This window comes from Schaalia odontolytica, from assembly GCF_031191545.1.
In the GTDB taxonomy this organism is placed as follows: Bacteria; Actinomycetota; Actinomycetes; order Actinomycetales; family Actinomycetaceae; genus Pauljensenia; species Pauljensenia odontolytica.
Genome location: NZ_CP133472.1, coordinates 1987230 through 2004370 on the forward strand (window position 1 = coordinate 1987230; position 17141 = coordinate 2004370).

The following is a 17141-nucleotide window of genomic DNA, read 5'->3' on the forward strand; positions in this document are numbered from 1 at the left end:
CATGTCACGCATTAGTACTGACGAGGTCGCCCGCGTTGCGGGCCTGGCCCACATCGCATTGACCGACGAGGAGATCACGCGTTTCGCGGGTGAGCTCGACGCGATCGCAGACACCGTTTCTAAGGTGTCCGAGGTCGCGACCCCCGAGGTTCCCGCCACGTCCCACCCGATTCCGCTGACCAACGTGTGGCGCGAAGACGAGATTGGACAGACCGTGGACCGCGACGAGGTGCTCGCTGCGGCACCCGCCGCCCAGGACGGTATGTTCCTGGTTCCGCAGATTCTGGGGGAGGACTGATGAACGAGCTACTGAAGAAGAGCGCCCTGGAGCTGGCGGACATGCTGGCCGACGGCCAGATCACCTCCGTTGAACTGACCCAGGCATGCCTGGACCGTATCGACGCCATCGACGACCGCGTCAACGCCTTCATCACCGTCGACCGCGAGGGCGCACTGGCGACCGCAGCAGACGTGGACGCACGCCGCGCGGCGGGGCAGACCCTGCACCGCCTGGCGGGCGTGCCGATCGCCGTGAAGGACAACGTGGTGACGCGCGGCCTGCGCACCACCTGCGCCTCGAGGATCCTGGGTGACTGGGAGCCTCCCTACGACGCGACCGTCACCACCAAGATCAAGGAAGCCGGCCTGCCCATCGTCGGCAAGACCAACATGGACGAGTTCGCCATGGGTTCGTCCACCGAGCACTCTGCCTTCGGCGCGACCAAGAACCCGTGGGACACAGAGCGCATCCCGGGTGGCTCCGGCGGTGGTTCCGCTGCCGCTGTCGCGGCCTACATGGTGCCCCTGGCCCTCGGCTCCGACACGGGTGGCTCGATCCGCCAGCCCGCGTTCGTGACCGGTACCGTCGGCGCGAAGCCCACCTACGGCGCGGTGTCCCGTTTCGGCCTGGTGGCCATGGCCTCGTCCCTGGACCAGATCGGCCCCGTCACCCGCACTGTCGCTGATGCGGCTGCCCTCACCGAGCTGATCGGCGGCTTTGACCCCAACGATTCGACCTCCCTGAACGAGCCGGTTCCCGCGCTCACGCAGGCCGTCGAGTCCGTCGCCGCGCAGGGTTCCATGAAGGGCCTGAAGGTCGGCGTCGTCAAGGAGCTGAGCGGCGAGGGCTACCAGAAGGACGTCATCGACGCCTTCAACGCCACCGTTGAGAAGCTGCGTGAGGCCGGTGCCGAGATCGTCGAGGTCTCCTGCCCGCACCTGGAGTACTCGCTCGGTGCCTACTACCTGATCATGCCCGCCGAGGTCTCCTCGAACCTGGCCCGTTTCGACGGCATGCGCTACGGCATCCGCGTCGAGCCCACCGAGGGACCCGTGACCGCCGAGCGTGTCATGGCCGCGACCCGCGAGGCCGGCTTCGGTGACGAGGTCAAGCGCCGCATCATCCTGGGCACGCACGTGCTCTCGGCCGGCTACTACGACGCCTACTACGGCAGCGCACAGAAGGTGCGCACGCTCATTCAGCGTGACTTCGACGAGGTGTTCTCCCAGGTTGACGTCCTCGTGTCCCCGACGGCTCCCGAGACGGCCTTCAGGTTTGGCGAGAAGACCGCGGACCCGCTGGCCATGTACCTCTACGACGTCGCGACGATCCCCGCGAACCTGGCGGGGATCCCCGGCGTGAACGTGCCTAACGCGGTGTCCTCGGAGGGCCTGCCCATCGGCTTCCAGGTCTTGGCCCCCGCGCGCGGCGACCTGGTCATGTACAAGGTGGCGTCCCTGGTTGAGGCGCTCAGCGATGACGTCGCGGGTCAGTGCCCCGCAGCTAACTGGGAGGAGAAGTGATGACTGAGCTCATGGATTACGACGAGGCGGCCCGCCGCTTCGACCCGGTTCTCGGCATTGAGGTGCACGTCGAGCTGGGCACCAAGACCAAGATGTTCGACGCCGCCCCCAACGCTTTTGGCGGCGAGCCGAACACCTTCGTCACCCCCGTGTCGCTGGGTCTGCCCGGCTCCCTGCCGGTCGTCAACCGTCAGGCGGTTGAGTACGCGATCAAGATCGGCCTGGCGCTGAACTGCGAGATCGCGCAGTACTGCCGTTTTGCGCGCAAGAACTACTTCTACCCGGACCTGACGAAGGCCTTCCAGACTTCTCAGTCCGACGAGCCGATCGCTCACGATGGCTACGTGGACGTTGAGCTCGAGGACGGCACCATGTTCCGCGTGCAGATTGAGCGCGCGCACATGGAGGAGGACGCGGGCAAGAACACGCACATCGGTGGCGCGGACGGCCGTATCCAGGGCGCGGACTACTCGCTCGTGGATTACAACCGTGCGGGCGTGCCGCTCGTGGAGATCGTGACCCGTCCGATCGAGGGAGCCGGAGAGCGCGCCCCCGAGGTGGCCGCCGCCTACGTGCAGGCCCTGCGCGACATCTTCCGCGCCCTGGATGTGTCCGAGGCCCGCATGGAGCGCGGCAACGTGCGCGCCGACATCAACGTGTCGCTGCGCCCGACGCCGGAGTCGCCCCTGGGTACGCGTACCGAGACGAAGAACGTGAACTCCTTCCGCGGCATCGCCTCGGCCGTGCGCTACGAGATGTCGCGCCAGGCCCAGATCCTGTCCGAGGGCGGCACGATCCTGCAGGAGACCCGTCACTACCACGAGGAGGACGGCTCGACGTCGTCCGGCCGCGAAAAGTCGGATTCCGAGGACTACCGCTACTTCCCCGAGCCCGACCTGGTGCCGATCCGCCCGGATCGCGAATGGGTGGAGGAGCTGCGCGCCTCGCTGCCCGAGCTGCCCGTCGCCAAGCGTCGTCGCCTGCGCGCCGAGTGGGGCTACGCGGACATGGAGATGCGCGACGTCATCAACGCCGGTGCCCTTGAGCTCATCGAGGCCACGGTCGGCGCGGGCTGCGACCCCGCGTCCGCACGTAAGTGGTGGATGGGCGAGATTTCGCGCCGCGCCAAGGAACGCGAAGTCTCCCTCGGCGAGGCTGGGGTCAGCCCCGCTCAGGTCGCGCAGCTGCAGGGTCTTATCGACTCGGGCCGTATCAACGACAAGCTGGCTCGCCAGGTGCTCGAGGGGGTCCTCGCGGGCGAAGGTGACCCGGCGCAGGTCGTTGAGGCCCGAGGCCTTGAGGTCGTCTCCGACGACGGCGCCCTGACGGCGGCCGTCCAGGAGGCCCTGGACGCCAACCCTGACATCGTCGACAAGATCAAGGGCGGCAAGGTCCAGGCTGCCGGCGCCCTCGTCGGCGCGGTCATGAAGGCCACCCGCGGGCAGGCTGACGCCGCCCGCGTGCGTGAGCTGATCATGGAGATGGTTGGCGCCTGACGTCACCGTGACTGAGCAGGGGGCCGGGATCGAGTGCGATCCCGGCCCCCTTCGTCGTGTCGTGACCGTGCGTGTCGGCTTGGTCCACGCCGCCCGAAGACTGAGTCCCGGCCTCGTCCCTCCCCTTCGCGCGTGTCCACGTTGTGGCCTTCCCCTTCCTGGGGGAGCGCAAAGTTACTTAGGATGAGCGTTTGAGGACAGCCTGGCCGCCTGTGGTCGGGCGCTCAACGAAAGGACAGACATGCGCACATCGCCGTCGTACACCGCCTCATACCGTATCGAGGTGGACGAGAAGACGACTTCCATCGCGTCCATTGTTGACGTAGTCTCTTCGACTGGAGCCGAGATCAAGGGCCTGGATGTGGCCGACTCCGACCGTGGGCGCATCATCATCGATCTCACGTGCGACATGCGCGATTCCGAGCACCGCCGCGAGGTGCGCGAGGCTATCGGCGCGCTGCCCGGCGTGACCGCCGATTCGGTTGCCGACCAGACCTTCATGAGCCACATCGGCGGCAAGGTGGAGATCCACTCCAAGGTGCCGCTGCGTAACCGCGACGACCTGTCGCGCGCCTACACCCCCGGCGTCGCCCGCGTGTGTACCGCCATCCATGACATGCCGCAGAAGGCCCACATGCTGACCATGAAGGCCAACACTGTCGCGGTCGTCTCGGACGGCACCGCAGTGCTCGGCCTGGGCGACATTGGCCCGGAGGCCGCCCTGCCCGTCATGGAAGGAAAGGCCGTCCTGTTCAAGGAGTTCGGCGGCGTTGATGCCTGGCCGGTCGTCCTGGACACCAAGGACACCGAGGAGATCATCTCTATCGTCAAGGCCATCGCCCCCGCGTACGGCGGCATCAACCTGGAGGACATCTCCGCGCCCCGCTGCTTTGAGATCGAAGAGCGTCTGCGTGCCGAGCTCGACATCCCGGTCTTCCACGACGACCAGCACGGCACCGCTATCGTCGTCCTCTCCGCGCTCATCAATGCCCTGAAGATCGTGGGCAAGAAGATCGAAGACGTGCGCATCGTCGTCTCCGGCGTCGGCGCGGCCGGCAACGCGATCATCCGCCTGCTGCTCGCCCAGGGCGCGCGCGATATCATCGGCTGCGGTCGCGATGGCGCGCTGTCCGGCGATGACACCGAGGGAATGCACCCCTCGCGTAAGGCCCTGGCGGAGGCGACGAACCCCCGCCACGTGCACGGCTCCCTCAAGGAGGTCCTCAAGGGTGCCGACGTCTTCATCGGCGTCTCCTCCGGCAACATCCTTGACCCGTCGGACGTCGAGACGATGGCGCGAGACGCGATCGTTTTCGCCCTGGCCAACCCCACTCCCGAGGTCGATCCGATCGGTGCCGGCAAGTATGCCGCCGTCGTCGCCACCGGCCGGTCCGACTACCCGAACCAGATCAACAACGTGCTCGCCTTCCCGGGTCTGTTCCGAGGACTCCTGGACGCCAAGGTCAAGGAGATTACGACCGAGGTTTTGCGCGTCGCCTCCGTGGCCATCGCTTCCGTCATCTCCGAGGACGAGCTCTCGCCGTCCTACATCATCCCCGGTGCCTTCGATAAGCGCGTTGCTCCCGCCGTCTCCAAGGCAGTGCGCCGCGCGGTTCGCGATCTTCCGACCGTGGATATCCCCATTCAGCCCGACATGGATGTGAACTGAGAGTCATTTCGGCTGTTTGAGGGGTCCGATCGCGCAGTGGATGCGCGGCCGGACCCCTCATTTGTGCGCCGAGGTAGGGAGTCGCAACACGAATCGACGGTGACTTTTCGTTGTGTTTGTTGGGTTTGTGTTGTGTGTGGTGGGGGTCACGGTGTTTTGGTTTGACTTTGGGTGTGGGGGTGGGTAGATTATTCACCTGTCGCCGCGAGCTTGTTTGTGGGTTTGTGGTGGTGGTTCACTGCTGTGGGCGCTGGGTTTTGGCTTGGTTGTCTGTGGTGTGTGGGTGTTGTTTGTGAACTCGATAGTGTGTTTGTTTGTTTTTTATGCCTGTTTTTTGTTTTTGAGTGTTTTTGGTTGGGATTGCTGACTGGGCGTTTTGTTTGGTTGGTTTTTCTGGGCTTTAACGTTTTTGTTTTTGTTCGGAGAGTTTGATCCTGGCTCAGGACGAACGCTGGCGGCGTGCTTAACACATGCAAGTCGAACGCTGAAGCTCAGCTTGCTGGGTGGATGAGTGGCGAACGGGTGAGTAACACGTGAGTAACCTGCCCCCTTCTTTGGGATAACGCCCGGAAACGGGTGCTAATACTGGATATTCACTGATCTTCGCATGGGGGTTGGTGGAAAGGTTTGTTCTGGTGGGGGATGGGCTCGCGGCCTATCAGCTTGTTGGTGGGGTGATGGCCTACCAAGGCTTTGACGGGTAGCCGGCCTGAGAGGGTGACCGGTCACATTGGGACTGAGATACGGCCCAGACTCCTACGGGAGGCAGCAGTGGGGAATATTGCACAATGGGCGAAAGCCTGATGCAGCGACGCCGCGTGAGGGATGGAGGCCTTCGGGTTGTAAACCTCTTTCGCTCATGGTCAAGCCGCAACAGTGGTTGTGGTGAGGGTAGTGGGTAAAGAAGCGCCGGCTAACTACGTGCCAGCAGCCGCGGTAATACGTAGGGCGCGAGCGTTGTCCGGAATTATTGGGCGTAAAGGGCTTGTAGGCGGTTGGTCGCGTCTGCCGTGAAATCCTCTGGCTTAACTGGGGGCGTGCGGTGGGTACGGGCTGACTTGAGTGCGGTAGGGGAGACTGGAACTCCTGGTGTAGCGGTGGAATGCGCAGATATCAGGAAGAACACCGGTGGCGAAGGCGGGTCTCTGGGCCGTTACTGACGCTGAGGAGCGAAAGCGTGGGGAGCGAACAGGATTAGATACCCTGGTAGTCCACGCTGTAAACGTTGGGCACTAGGTGTGGGGGCCACCCGTGGTTTCTGCGCCGTAGCTAACGCTTTAAGTGCCCCGCCTGGGGAGTACGGCCGCAAGGCTAAAACTCAAAGGAATTGACGGGGGCCCGCACAAGCGGCGGAGCATGCGGATTAATTCGATGCAACGCGAAGAACCTTACCAAGGCTTGACATGCACGGCGGCACTGCAGAGATGTGGTGGCATTTAGTTGGTCGTGTGCAGGTGGTGCATGGTTGTCGTCAGCTCGTGTCGTGAGATGTTGGGTTAAGTCCCGCAACGAGCGCAACCCTTGCCCTATGTTGCCAGCACGTGATGGTGGGGACTCGTGGGGGACTGCCGGGGTTAACTCGGAGGAAGGTGGGGATGACGTCAAATCATCATGCCCCTTATGTCTTGGGCTTCACGCATGCTACAATGGTTGGTACAGAGGGTTGCGATACTGTGAGGTGGAGCGAATCCCTTAAAGCCAGTCTCAGTTCGGATTGGGGTCTGCAACTCGACCCCATGAAGGTGGAGTCGCTAGTAATCGCAGATCAGCAACGCTGCGGTGAATACGTTCTCGGGCCTTGTACACACCGCCCGTCACGTCACGAAAGTTGGTAACACCCGAAGCCCATGGCCTAACCGCTTTGTGCGGGGGGAGTGGTCGAAGGTGGGATTGGCGATTGGGACGAAGTCGTAACAAGGTAGCCGTACCGGAAGGTGCGGCTGGATCACCTCCTTTCTAGGGAGCCCTGTTGTGTGGGGGAGCAATTCTTTTACTGCGCGGGCCCATGTGGCTGGTGTGGTGGGTTGTTCTTCTTGTGCCTGCATTCGTTCGCTGCCCGTGGTGGGTGGTGGGTGTGGGTGCGTTTTTTTGGGGTTGGGCATAATAGTTTTGTGGCAGACAAGCACACTGTCGGGTTCACGTTCAACACCGTGTGAGCGTCCGCTGCCTTGAGGGTGGTGGTTGCCTGCGCAGCCAGCCGGCGGCTTGATGTTGTTGGTGTGGGTTGTGTGTGGTGGGTTGTTTGTGATTTGTATAGTGGTTGCGAGCATATTTGTTCTGTACTGTTTTTGTGATTTTGTTTAGTTTTATTGGGCATTCGGTGGATGCCTTGGCATCAAGAGCTGATGAAGGACGTTGCGGCCTGCGATATGCCTCGGGGAGCTGGCGAGCGAGCGTTATTATCCGAGGGTGTCCGAATGGGGGAACCTAACCTGGGTTGTGCTGGGTTACCATCATCTGAACGTGTATAGGGTGGTGGGGGGAACGCGGGGAAGTGAAACATCTCAGTACCCGCAGGAAAAGATATTCCGTGAGTAGTGGCGAGCGAAAGCGGAGGAGGCTAAACCAGATGCGTGTAAGAGGCGGCGGCCGTTGCGTGTTTGGTGTTGTGGGGCCATGTTGGACTCTTCTGCCGGGGGGTCGCACCATGTGATGCTGGGAGTTGAACAGTTTGGGAAGGCTGACCGTAGAGCGTGAGAGTCGTGTAAACAAACTGGTGTTGTGTGGTGTGGGTGTGGTGCCCGAGTAGCGCGGGACTCGTGAAATCTCGTGTGAATCTGCCAAGACCACTTGGTAAGCCTAAATACTACTTGATGACCGATAGTGCATAGTACCGTGAGGGAATGGTGAAAAGTACCCCGGGAGGGGAGTGAAATAGTACCTGAAACCGTGTGCCTGTAAGCCGTCAGAGCCTTGTGGGGTGATGGCGTGCCTTTTGAAGAATGAGCCTGCGAGTTAGTGATACGTGGCGTGCTTAACCCGTGTGGGGTATGCGTAGCGAAAGCGAGTCTGAAAGATGGCGTTTGTCGCGTGTTCTAGACCCGAAGCGGGGTGATCTACCCATGGTCAGGTTGAAGCAGAGGTAAGACTGTGTGGAGGACCGAACCCACCAGGGTTGAAAACCTGGGGGATGAACTGTGGGTAGGGGTGAAAGGCCAATCAAACTCCGTGATAGCTGGTTCTCCCCGAAATGCATTTAGGTGCAGCGTCGCGTGGTCCCTGGTGGAGGTAGAGCTACTGGATGGCCGATGGGCCCTATGGGTTACTGACGTCAGCCAAACTCCGAATGCCATTAGGTGTAGCGCGGCAGTGAGACTGCGGGGGATAAGCTTCGTAGTCGAGAGGGAAACAGCCCAGATCATCAGCTAAGGCCCCTAAGCGTACGCTAAGTGGGAAAGGATGTGGAGTCGCGGTGACAACCAGGAGGTTGGCTTAGAAGCAGCCATCCTTGAAAGAGTGCGTAATAGCTCACTGGTCAAGTGGTTCTGCGCCGACAATGTAGCGGGGCTCAAGCGTACCGCCGAAGCTGTGGCAACAACACGCGTTGCTGGCACCAGGAACTGGATGTCGGTGTGTTGTTGGGTAGGGGAGCGTCCTGCACGAGGTGAAGCCTGGAGGGAACTTCTGGTGGATTGTGTGGGAGTGAGAATGCAGGCATGAGTAACGAATCTGCGGTGAGAATCCGCAGCGCCGATTGACTAAGGGTTCCAGGGCTAGGTTTATCCGCCCTGGGTTAGTCGGGTCCTAAGGCGAGGCCGACAGGCGTAGTCGATGGACAACCAGTTGATATTCTGGTACCGCGTTATGACCGCCCATGCTGAAGTCATTGTGCTAACCAATTTGCTCACGCCGCTTCCATGCCTTCGGGCGTGTTGGTGTGTGTGGGTCTTGGGGCCCCGGTGATGGTAGGCAAGCGTGTTAACAGGGGTGACGCAGACAGGTAGCTGCAGTGCGCCGATGGTTGTGCGTATTTAAGGTTGTGGCCCGTTCCTCAGGTAAATCCGGGGGGCATTGTGGGTGAGAACTGATGAGGGACACACGCGTGTGTGGACTTGTGGTGATCCTAAGCTGCCGAGAAAAGCCTCGACGTGAGGGCATAACGCGCCCGTACCCTAAACCGACTCAGGTGGTCAGGTAGAGTATACCGAGGCGTTCGAGTGAATCGTGGTTAAGGAACTCGGCAAAATTCCTCCGTAACTTCGGGATAAGGAGGACCCCGTGACTTCCCTCCGTCATGCGCGGTGGTGGGGTTGTGGGGTCGCAGAGAATAGGGAGAAGCGACTGTTTATCAAAAACACAGGTGCGTGCGAAGCCGTAAGGCGATGTATACGCACTGACGCCTGCCCGGTGCTGGAAGGTTAAGAGGAACCGTCAACAACCCCTTTGTGGTTGTGAAGCGGTGAATTTAAGCCCCAGTAAACGGCGGTGGTAACTATAACCATCCTAAGGTAGCGAAATTCCTTGTCGGGTAAGTTCCGACCTGCACGAATGGCGTAACGACTTCTCCGCTGTCTCAACCGCGAACTCGGTGAAATTGCAGTACGAGTAAAGATGCTCGTTTCGCGCAGAAGGACGGAAAGACCCCGGGACCTTTACTATAGCTTGGTATTGGTGTTCGCTTGGACTTGTGTAGGATAGGTGGGAGACTGTGAAGGCGCCGCGCCAGCGGTGGTGGAGTCGTCGTTGAAATACCATTCTGGTTCAAGCGGTCACCTCAACCTAGACCCGTGATCCGGGTTGGGGACAGTGCCTGGTGGGTAGTTTAACTGGGGCGGTTGCCTCCTAAAAAGTAACGGAGGCGCTCAAAGGTTCCCTCAGCCTGGTTGGTAATCAGGTGGCGAGTGCAAGTGTACAAGGGAGCTTGACTGTGAGACCGACGGGTCGAGCAGGTGCGAAAGCAGGAACTAGTGATCCGGCCATGGCACGTGGGTGCGTGGTCGCTCAACGGATAAAAGGTACCCCGGGGATAACAGGCTGATCTTGCCCAAGAGTCCATATCGACGGCATGGTTTGGCACCTCGATGTCGGCTCGTCGCATCCTGGGGCTGGAGTTGGTCCCAAGGGTTGGGCTGTTCGCCCATTAAAGCGGTACGCGAGCTGGGTTCAGAACGTCGTGAGACAGTTCGGTCCCTATCCTCTGTGCGCGCAGGAAACTTGAGAAGGGCCGTCCCTAGTACGAGAGGACCGGGATGGACGAACCTCTGGTGTGCCAGTTGTACCGCCAGGTGCATGGCTGGTTAGCTACGTTCGGAAGGGATAACCGCTGAAAGCATCTAAGCGGGAAGCCTGCTTCAAGATGAGGTTTCCACGCCCCCCCGTGGGGTGAGAGGCCCCCGCCAGACTAGCGGGTCGATAGGCCAGAGGTGGAAGCACAGCAATGTGCTCGAGAGCCGACTGGTACTAATTGGCCAACACTAAACAACACCCAACACAACGGGCCCACAACAACAGCGAACAACGCCGCAACCACTATACAAACCACGATCAACCCACACCCACACACCAGTGGGACACGGAAGAACACACAATCTTGTGGTGGTCACAGCACCGGGGAAACGCCCAGCCTCCATTCCGAACCTGGAAGCTAAGCCCGGCAGCGCCAATGGTACTGCAACCGACAGGTTGTGGGAGAGTAGGACACCGCCACAACACAACCAATAGAGAGGGACGGCGCGCTTTTGCGTGCCGTCCCTCTCCTTTTCACGGCTTAGTGCCGCTCCGGTACCGCCCGTCGTCTAGTATTGGGTGGTTGAACGCGCATCGCGCACCAGGCACAAGGAGCGAGGGGGAGAGCGTGTTGCGTCGTTCCCGGTCGCTTCGGCCACTCTGGCTAGATTGAGGCGATGCCCTGCCGTTCGCGCGTCCGGTGTGTTCAACAGACGAGTTAATTACACGTCACGGACCAACGTCGCCCACATTGAGCCCCGATGCGTGCGATGCTATTCCTATGGTCACTTCTGCTCATTCGCGAGGCTCCGCCCACCACGGTGGCAAAGACGCGGTCCTCGCTCAACGCATGGCGGCGCACGACCGCCTTGCCCATCAGTCCCAGGTAGTTCTCCGTCTCGGCCAGATGCTTCTGTCCTTCGGTGCGAGCGCGTATCGCGTCAAGAAATCGATGGCAGACGTCGCCCGTGCCGTTGGCATCTCCGAGCATCGAGCGCAGGTCACCTACACGGAGATCATTGCCACCGCATACGCGAACGGCACATTCCGTACGGAGCTCGCTGAACAGCGCCTGATGGGTGTCAACGCCGACAAGATCGACCGCATCAACAACTACGTCGCGTCGCTCAACGGTAAGTCCGTTCGCGTGGAGGACGTGTCCGACGAACTCGATAGGATCGCGAAGGTTCCCGGCCTCTACGACTGGTTCTCCAATGCGCTCGCCTCTGGGCTTGCCTGTGCCGCATTCGCCTTCCTCAACGGCGGGGGATGGGTGGAGTGCTCAGCCGTCGCCGTCGCTTCGTTCTTCGGCCAGGCGCTCCGTCGCCAGATGCTGATCCGGCACATGAACCACTTTGGCGTGTGGATGGCATGCGGTGCTCTCGCCGCGATGATCTACATTCTTCTCGTGGCCCCGGCCCAGCATTTCCTCGGTATCGAATCGACCCACCAGGCTGGTTTCATCTCCGCTTTGCTGTTCCTGGTTCCCGGCTTCCCGCTCGTCACCGGCCTGATTGACCTGGTGCGGCAGGACTTCCAGGGAGGGTTGGGGCGCCTCGTCTACGTGACGATGCTCGTCATGTCCGCCGGCGTCGCAGTGTGGGCCATTTCTGCAGTTTTCGGCTGGTCGGTGACCCCCGAGTACGGTGTGTCCCTCGTTCCTTGGCTGCACTATCTACTCCGCTTCCTCGCCAGCTTCGTCGCCGCATATGGCTTCGCGATGCTCTTCAATTCACCACAGCGCGTCTGCGCAACCGCCGCGGTCATTGGAGCGTCGATCAACACCGCTCGTATCGCCTTGCACCTGGAACTCGACGTTCCCTCTCCGGCTGCCGTCGGCCTCGCCGCTCTCGCCGCAGGCCTTCTTGCCGTGTTCATCGCCCGCAGGACGCGATTCTCCCGCGTGACCCTGTCCGTGCCGGCCGTCGTCATCATGATCCCCGGCGTCCCGCTGTACCGTGCGTTGACCTACCTGAACAACCAGCAGATTGACGACGCTCTTGCCGCGCTCTTTACCGTCATGTTCACGATCGTCGCCATCGGAATGGGCCTGGCGCTCTCGCGCATGCTCACCGATAAGAACTGGCTCGTCGAAAAGCAGGAACGAGTCCCCAACCTATGGGAATACGAGGAGGAAAACGCATGAGAGTCGAGATAGAGGTGGCGGTGATGCCGCCGCGCGTGAGCGCCGAGTACGAGATCAATCGCGAGGAGATCCGCGCAGTCGGTCGCAACATCGCGATTGTCTTCGGGGGCGTCATCGTCGCCCGAGTACTCCGGGCGCTGCTCGTGCGCGTTAGGAACCAGTGACGCGTTCGAGGCCGTGGCCGGGCAACCGGTCGCGGCCTCGTTGTATGTTCCTGCCGCCGGTCTACTGTCGGCGGGCGAGCTGCGGCCCCGGCCCGGCTGCTTTGTGTGCCCGTGGGCGGCGGCCCGCCCGCGAGCCGTCCGCGCCGCGAGCCCAAAGGCTCGGCGCGTCGTCTCGAAGCCCGGCCAGGCCCCGCCACCGCCCACGGGCACCGCAGCCAGGCCCCGCCACCGCCCACGGGCATCGCAGCCAGGCCCCTCAGCCCCCCATCCGCAGACGGGCGCCGCAGCCCGGTCCCGCAGGCCGTGCGTCAGCCTCCAAACACTCGGGGCTGCGGTTGGCGGCTACCGGGACTCGCAGCGCCTCTGATACGCGCACAGGGGAGGTGAGTTCCGTGACGCGCCCAGGAGAGGGCATGACAGCATACAGATGGGGCCGACCCCAAAGGGCCGGCCCCATTGCTGTCGCGCAGTGAGCGCTAGGTCTAGCCGCTACATGCCACCCAGGATTGTGGCCACGATGATCTTACTAACCATCGCTACCGGGTAGACCAGCGCGTAGCCGAGCGCCACGCGAGGATCGGCGTTGGTGCGGCCGTTGGCGAAGGCGAGGACGGCGGGCTGCGTCTGAGCGCCACCGAGCAGACCGGCAAGCTTCGTGCCACCCATCTTGAAGACCCAACGCATCGTGCAGTACAGGCCGATCGCCATAATCGACGTCATGATGAAGCCGAGGGTAAAGATGCTGATCCATGCGCCCGATGTGAAGGCCTCGAGGATCTGTCCACCGGCCTTCGCACCTGCCTGCGCGAGGAAGATGAGCAGGCCGAGCTCGGCCATCACCTGGCAGGTCGTGAAGGGCAGAGCCGTCGCGACCGGACCGATACGCCCGAGGCGGCCAAAGATAAGTCCCACGATGAGCGTGCCGGCGGCAGAACCGATTGAGAAATACTCCCCGGAGGGGGTCAGGATCGGCAGCTCGCCGATCGCGATGCCCAGCGCCATGCCGATGCCCAGGGCGATCGGGTTGAGATCCGTGAGACCACGACTCGAGTCACCGAAGAACTTCGTAATCTCGGCCATCTTGGACGTGGGAGCGACGACGCGCACGCGGTCGCCCTCCTGGAGGACGAGGCCTGGCTCGGCGACCATGTCGACGTCACCGCGGCGCACGCGCGAGATCGTCGCGGAGTACTCCTTGGCAAGAGCGAGGGAGGCGACAGTGCGGCCGGCGATCTTCGGGTTGGAGATTGTCATGCGTCGGAAGTCCAGGTAGGAGCGATCCTGCATGAGGGAGTGCGAGGAGGCATGACCAAGCTCGGTGGCCGCGCGAGCCACGAGCTCACGGGGACCGACGACCGTCACGAGGTCACCGGGATCGAGTGTGTCGGACATCTGGGGACGGGTGATCGGGCCGGTCTCGCCGCGACGCAGACGGGAGAATGAAACCCTCTCGCCGAGCTTCTCGTAGATGTCACCAACGAACGGGTGGTCGTCGCGCTCGACGCGGATCGTGCGATTCGACAGGGGAGAGGGAGCGTCCTTGTCGTTGCGTCCGTAGTGCAGGGCCGCCATCGAGGCAGCGAGCATTCCGATGACACCGAAGAGGTACGCGATTGAGTAACCGACAGTCGCCCGAGCGGGATCGCCGGAGGCCTCGCCGGCGGCGGCCAGAGCGGGCGTGTTGGTCACCGAGCCTGCGAAGGTACCGGCGATGAGCGGAACGTCCATGCCCATGGCCTTACCGAGGTAGAGGCCGACCGTGGCAGTAATGCCGTAGAGAGCGACCATCGTCAGAAGCGGACCGATGGCAGTCTTCAGGTTGTGGAAGAAAGACGCGCCTGAGTTGATGCCGATGGCGAAAGTGAATAGCGTGAGGCCGAGAGTGCCCAGCTGGGGGGTGACTCGCAGCTCGATACCGTAAGACTGCGCCCATGCAGCCGTCACGATCGCAAAGAACAGAACGGCGGCGGCACCGAGGCTAATGCCCTTGATCTTCACATGGCCAAATGCCATGCCTATACCGATGAGAAGGAAGAGGAACAGAACTGGCTGTTCACTCAGAATCTCGAACACCTGATGCACGATGAAATCTCCGTGTTGTGGACTGTGATATGAGGTATGAGTCAATTAAACCAGTAATACGTGCTGTGTATCTCAGTCCATTGTCCTAGATAGCGATCAGAGCCCAAAGGTCCGCACAATGAGATGGCGAGGAGCGTAGAGCTCAGGAGCGATACGGTAAAGGCATGCTTAACGTTCGCGGAATCGGAATCCTCGCCCTGGTCATCGTACCCGGGCGTGCGATGCCTGCCGTGTAACGTGAGGATGGATCGCACGCCGAACTCCCCGCATCCGCGCATTTGCCGGATCTGACGGGGTTTTTTCTTTGAGACGGTCCCAACGATTGAGAGGACGAAAGGTGAGCGACACCGCCAACATCACCCGCCTGACCGGAGCCGAGGCTATCGTGGCCAGCCTCGAGGCACTGGGCGTCACCGACGTGTTCGGTATGCCCGGCGGCGCAATTCTGCCGACCTACGACCCGCTGATGGCGTCGACGTCAATCCGCCACATCCTTGTCCGTCACGAGCAGGGCGCTGGCCACGCCGCCGAAGGCTACGCCCTTGCCACCGGTAAGGTCGGTTGCGCGATCGTGACCTCCGGCCCCGGTGCCACCAACGTGCTGACGGCGCTGGGCGACGCCTGCATGGACTCGGTTCCGATCGTCGTCATTTCCGGTCAGGTCGGAGCTTCCCTGATCGGCACCGACGCCTTCCAGGAAGCCGACGTCGTGGGTACGTCGATGCCCATCACCAAGCACTCCTTCCTCGTCACGGATCCCGCAGAGATTCCCGCGCGCCTGGCCGAAGCCTTCCACCTGGCGGGCACGGGCCGCCCCGGTCCGGTCCTCGTGGACATCACCAAGTCTGCGCAGGTCGCCGAGATGGACTTCTCGTGGCCTCCGGCTCTTGACCTGCCCGGTTACCGGGTCGCGGATAAGCCCAACATGAAGCAGGTGCGCGCGGCTGCCCGCGCCATCGCTGACGCCCAGGCCCCCGTGCTGTACGTCGGCGGCGGCATCGTGCGCTCCGGTTCTACCGCCGCGCTGATCGACCTCGTTGAGGCGACGAACGCCCCCGTCGTTACCACGCTGACCGCGCGTGGCGCGTTCCCCGACTCCGACCGTCACAACCTCGGCATGCCCGGCATGCACGGCACGGTAGCGGCCGTCGGTGCCCTTCAGCGCGCCGACCTGATCGTGGCTCTCGGCGCACGCTTCGACGACCGCGTGACGGGTCGCCTCGACTCCTTCGCTCCTCGCGCTGCGGTCGTGCACATCGACATCGATGCCGCGGAGATCTCGAAGAACCGCCACGCCGACATTCCGATCGTCGCCGACCTGGCGACCGCCCTGCCGATCCTCACCGACGAGATCGCCCAGGCCTCGTCCCAGAACAAGGCCGACATCTCCGGATGGTGGCGCTACCTTGACCGCCTGCGCACCAAGTACCCGATCGGATGGGCCGATCCCGAAGACGGCATGATGGCACCCCAGGAGGTCCTCAAGAAGCTCTCCGACAGGGTCGGACCCGAGGCGGTCTACGTGACGGGCGTTGGCCAGCACCAGATGTGGTCCGCCCAGTTCATCACCCTCGACAACCCGCGCAGCTTCCTGTCGTCCTCCGGTGCGGGCACCATGGGCTACTGCATTCCCGCAGCCATGGGCGCTCAGGTTGGCGTCCCCGACAAGGTCGTGTGGGCGATCGACGGCGACGGCTCCTTCCAGATGACCAACCAGGAGCTGGCCACCTGCACGATCAACAACATCCCGATCAAGGTCGCCCTCATCAACAACTCCGTGCTGGGCATGGTCCGCCAGTGGCAGTCCCTGTTCTTCGGCAAGCGCTACTCGAACACGACGCTCAACCCGGTTGAGGGGGAGCAGATCCCGAACTTCGAGATGCTCGCGCAGGCCTACGGCATGGCGGCGCGTACCGTGCGCTCCATCGACGAGGTCGACGAGGCCATCGATTGGGCCATGTCGATCAACGACCGCCCCGTCCTCATTGACTTCCGCGTCTCCAAGGACTCGATGGTCTGGCCGATGGTTGCCGCGGGCGTGTCCAACGATGAAATTCGTTACGCCAAGGGCATGGCGCCCGACTGGGAGGTGGAAGACTGATGACAAACCGTCACACTCTGGCCGTGTTGGTCGAGAACAAGCCCGGCGTGCTTACCCGCGTCGCCGCGCTTTTCGCCCGCCGCGCCTTTAATATCAAGTCGCTGACCGTGGGGGAGACGGAGCATCCCGAAATCTCCCGCATGACCATCATCGTGGACGCCGACTCCGCGCCCATCGAGCAGGTGGTCAAGCAGCTCAACAAGCTCATCAACGTCCTGAAAGTCGTGGAGCTTGACCCCGAAGACTCCGTCGAACGGCGTCTGCTCATGATGAAGGTCCAGGCTGACGAGACCCGTCGCACCTCGGTCCTGCAGATCGTGGACCTGTTCCGCGCACACGTCGTCGACGTGCAACCCGAGTCGGTCGTCATCGAATCGATCGGCTCCCTACCCAAGCTGGAGGCGCTGCTGCGGGCCCTGGAGCCCTACGGCGTCACCGAACTCGTCCAGTCGGGCGCCGTGGCCATCGGCCGCGGGTCACGCTCGATCACGGATCAACTGAAGGAGAAATGACA

General features: G+C 62.3%; 9 protein-coding genes and 3 rRNA genes. 11 read left to right on the forward strand and 1 reads right to left on the reverse strand.

Features of this window, described 5'->3' with window-relative positions; all coding sequences use genetic code 11:
* The first annotated feature begins 1 nt into the window (after position 1).
* From gatC to RDV55_RS08535, 9 genes are all read left to right on the forward strand, one after another.
* Positions 2 to 298 carry an Asp-tRNA(Asn)/Glu-tRNA(Gln) amidotransferase subunit GatC gene (gatC, locus tag RDV55_RS08495; protein ID WP_111823798.1) on the forward strand — a complete coding sequence of 99 codons (297 nt, stop codon included), beginning with the start codon at positions 2 to 4 and terminating at the stop codon, positions 296 to 298.
* Positions 298 to 1803 (forward strand): Asp-tRNA(Asn)/Glu-tRNA(Gln) amidotransferase subunit GatA, encoded by a 1506-nt coding sequence (gatA, locus tag RDV55_RS08500; RefSeq protein ID WP_111823799.1) that lies wholly within the window; start codon positions 298 to 300, stop codon positions 1801 to 1803. The genes gatC and gatA overlap by 1 nt, the downstream gene beginning before the upstream one ends.
* Positions 1803 to 3299, forward strand: a complete 1497-nt coding sequence (gene gatB, locus RDV55_RS08505; protein ID WP_111823800.1) for an Asp-tRNA(Asn)/Glu-tRNA(Gln) amidotransferase subunit GatB — start codon at positions 1803 to 1805, stop codon at positions 3297 to 3299. Before gatA ends, gatB begins: the two co-directional genes overlap by 1 nt.
* 241 nt (positions 3300 to 3540) lie before the next feature.
* A complete protein-coding gene (locus tag RDV55_RS08510; RefSeq protein ID WP_111823801.1) occupies positions 3541 to 4968 on the forward strand; it encodes an NAD-dependent malic enzyme in 1428 nt (475 codons plus the stop codon).
* A 416-nt stretch (positions 4969 to 5384) separates the two neighbouring features.
* Positions 5385 to 6924 (forward strand): 16S ribosomal RNA (locus RDV55_RS08515).
* 341 nt (positions 6925 to 7265) lie between these two features.
* Positions 7266 to 10391, forward strand: a 23S ribosomal RNA gene (locus tag RDV55_RS08520).
* Positions 10392 to 10499: 108 nt separating this feature from the next.
* Positions 10500 to 10617: ribosomal RNA gene (rrf, locus tag RDV55_RS08525) — 5S ribosomal RNA — on the forward strand.
* The 16S, 23S and 5S rRNA genes sit together here, the layout of an rRNA operon.
* Positions 10618 to 10984: 367 nt before the next feature.
* Positions 10985 to 12280, forward strand: coding sequence for a threonine/serine exporter family protein (locus tag RDV55_RS08530; protein ID WP_111824018.1), 1296 nt, complete (start codon positions 10985 to 10987; stop codon positions 12278 to 12280).
* Complete coding sequence (locus RDV55_RS08535) at positions 12277 to 12444, forward strand: hypothetical protein (protein ID WP_165835854.1); 168 nt, start codon at positions 12277 to 12279, stop codon at positions 12442 to 12444. The genes RDV55_RS08530 and RDV55_RS08535 overlap by 4 nt, the downstream gene beginning before the upstream one ends.
* 489 nt (positions 12445 to 12933) lie before the next feature.
* Here RDV55_RS08535 and RDV55_RS08540 read toward each other — a convergent pair whose 3' ends face one another.
* A complete protein-coding gene (locus tag RDV55_RS08540) occupies positions 12934 to 14526 on the reverse strand; it encodes an aspartate:alanine exchanger family transporter (RefSeq protein ID WP_111823925.1) in 1593 nt (530 codons plus the stop codon).
* Between the two features lie 337 nt (positions 14527 to 14863).
* Here RDV55_RS08540 and RDV55_RS08545 point away from each other — a divergent pair, with 337 nt between their 5' ends.
* Both RDV55_RS08545 and ilvN read left to right on the forward strand, forming a co-directional pair.
* Positions 14864 to 16627 (forward strand): acetolactate synthase large subunit, encoded by a 1764-nt coding sequence (locus RDV55_RS08545; RefSeq protein ID WP_111823926.1) that lies wholly within the window; start codon positions 14864 to 14866, stop codon positions 16625 to 16627.
* The gene (ilvN, locus tag RDV55_RS08550; protein WP_111823927.1) at positions 16627 to 17139 is read left to right on the forward strand and encodes an acetolactate synthase small subunit; all 513 of its coding nucleotides are present in this window, start codon (positions 16627 to 16629) and stop codon (positions 17137 to 17139) included. The genes RDV55_RS08545 and ilvN overlap by 1 nt, the downstream gene beginning before the upstream one ends.
* The last annotated feature ends 2 nt before the right edge of the window (positions 17140 to 17141 follow it).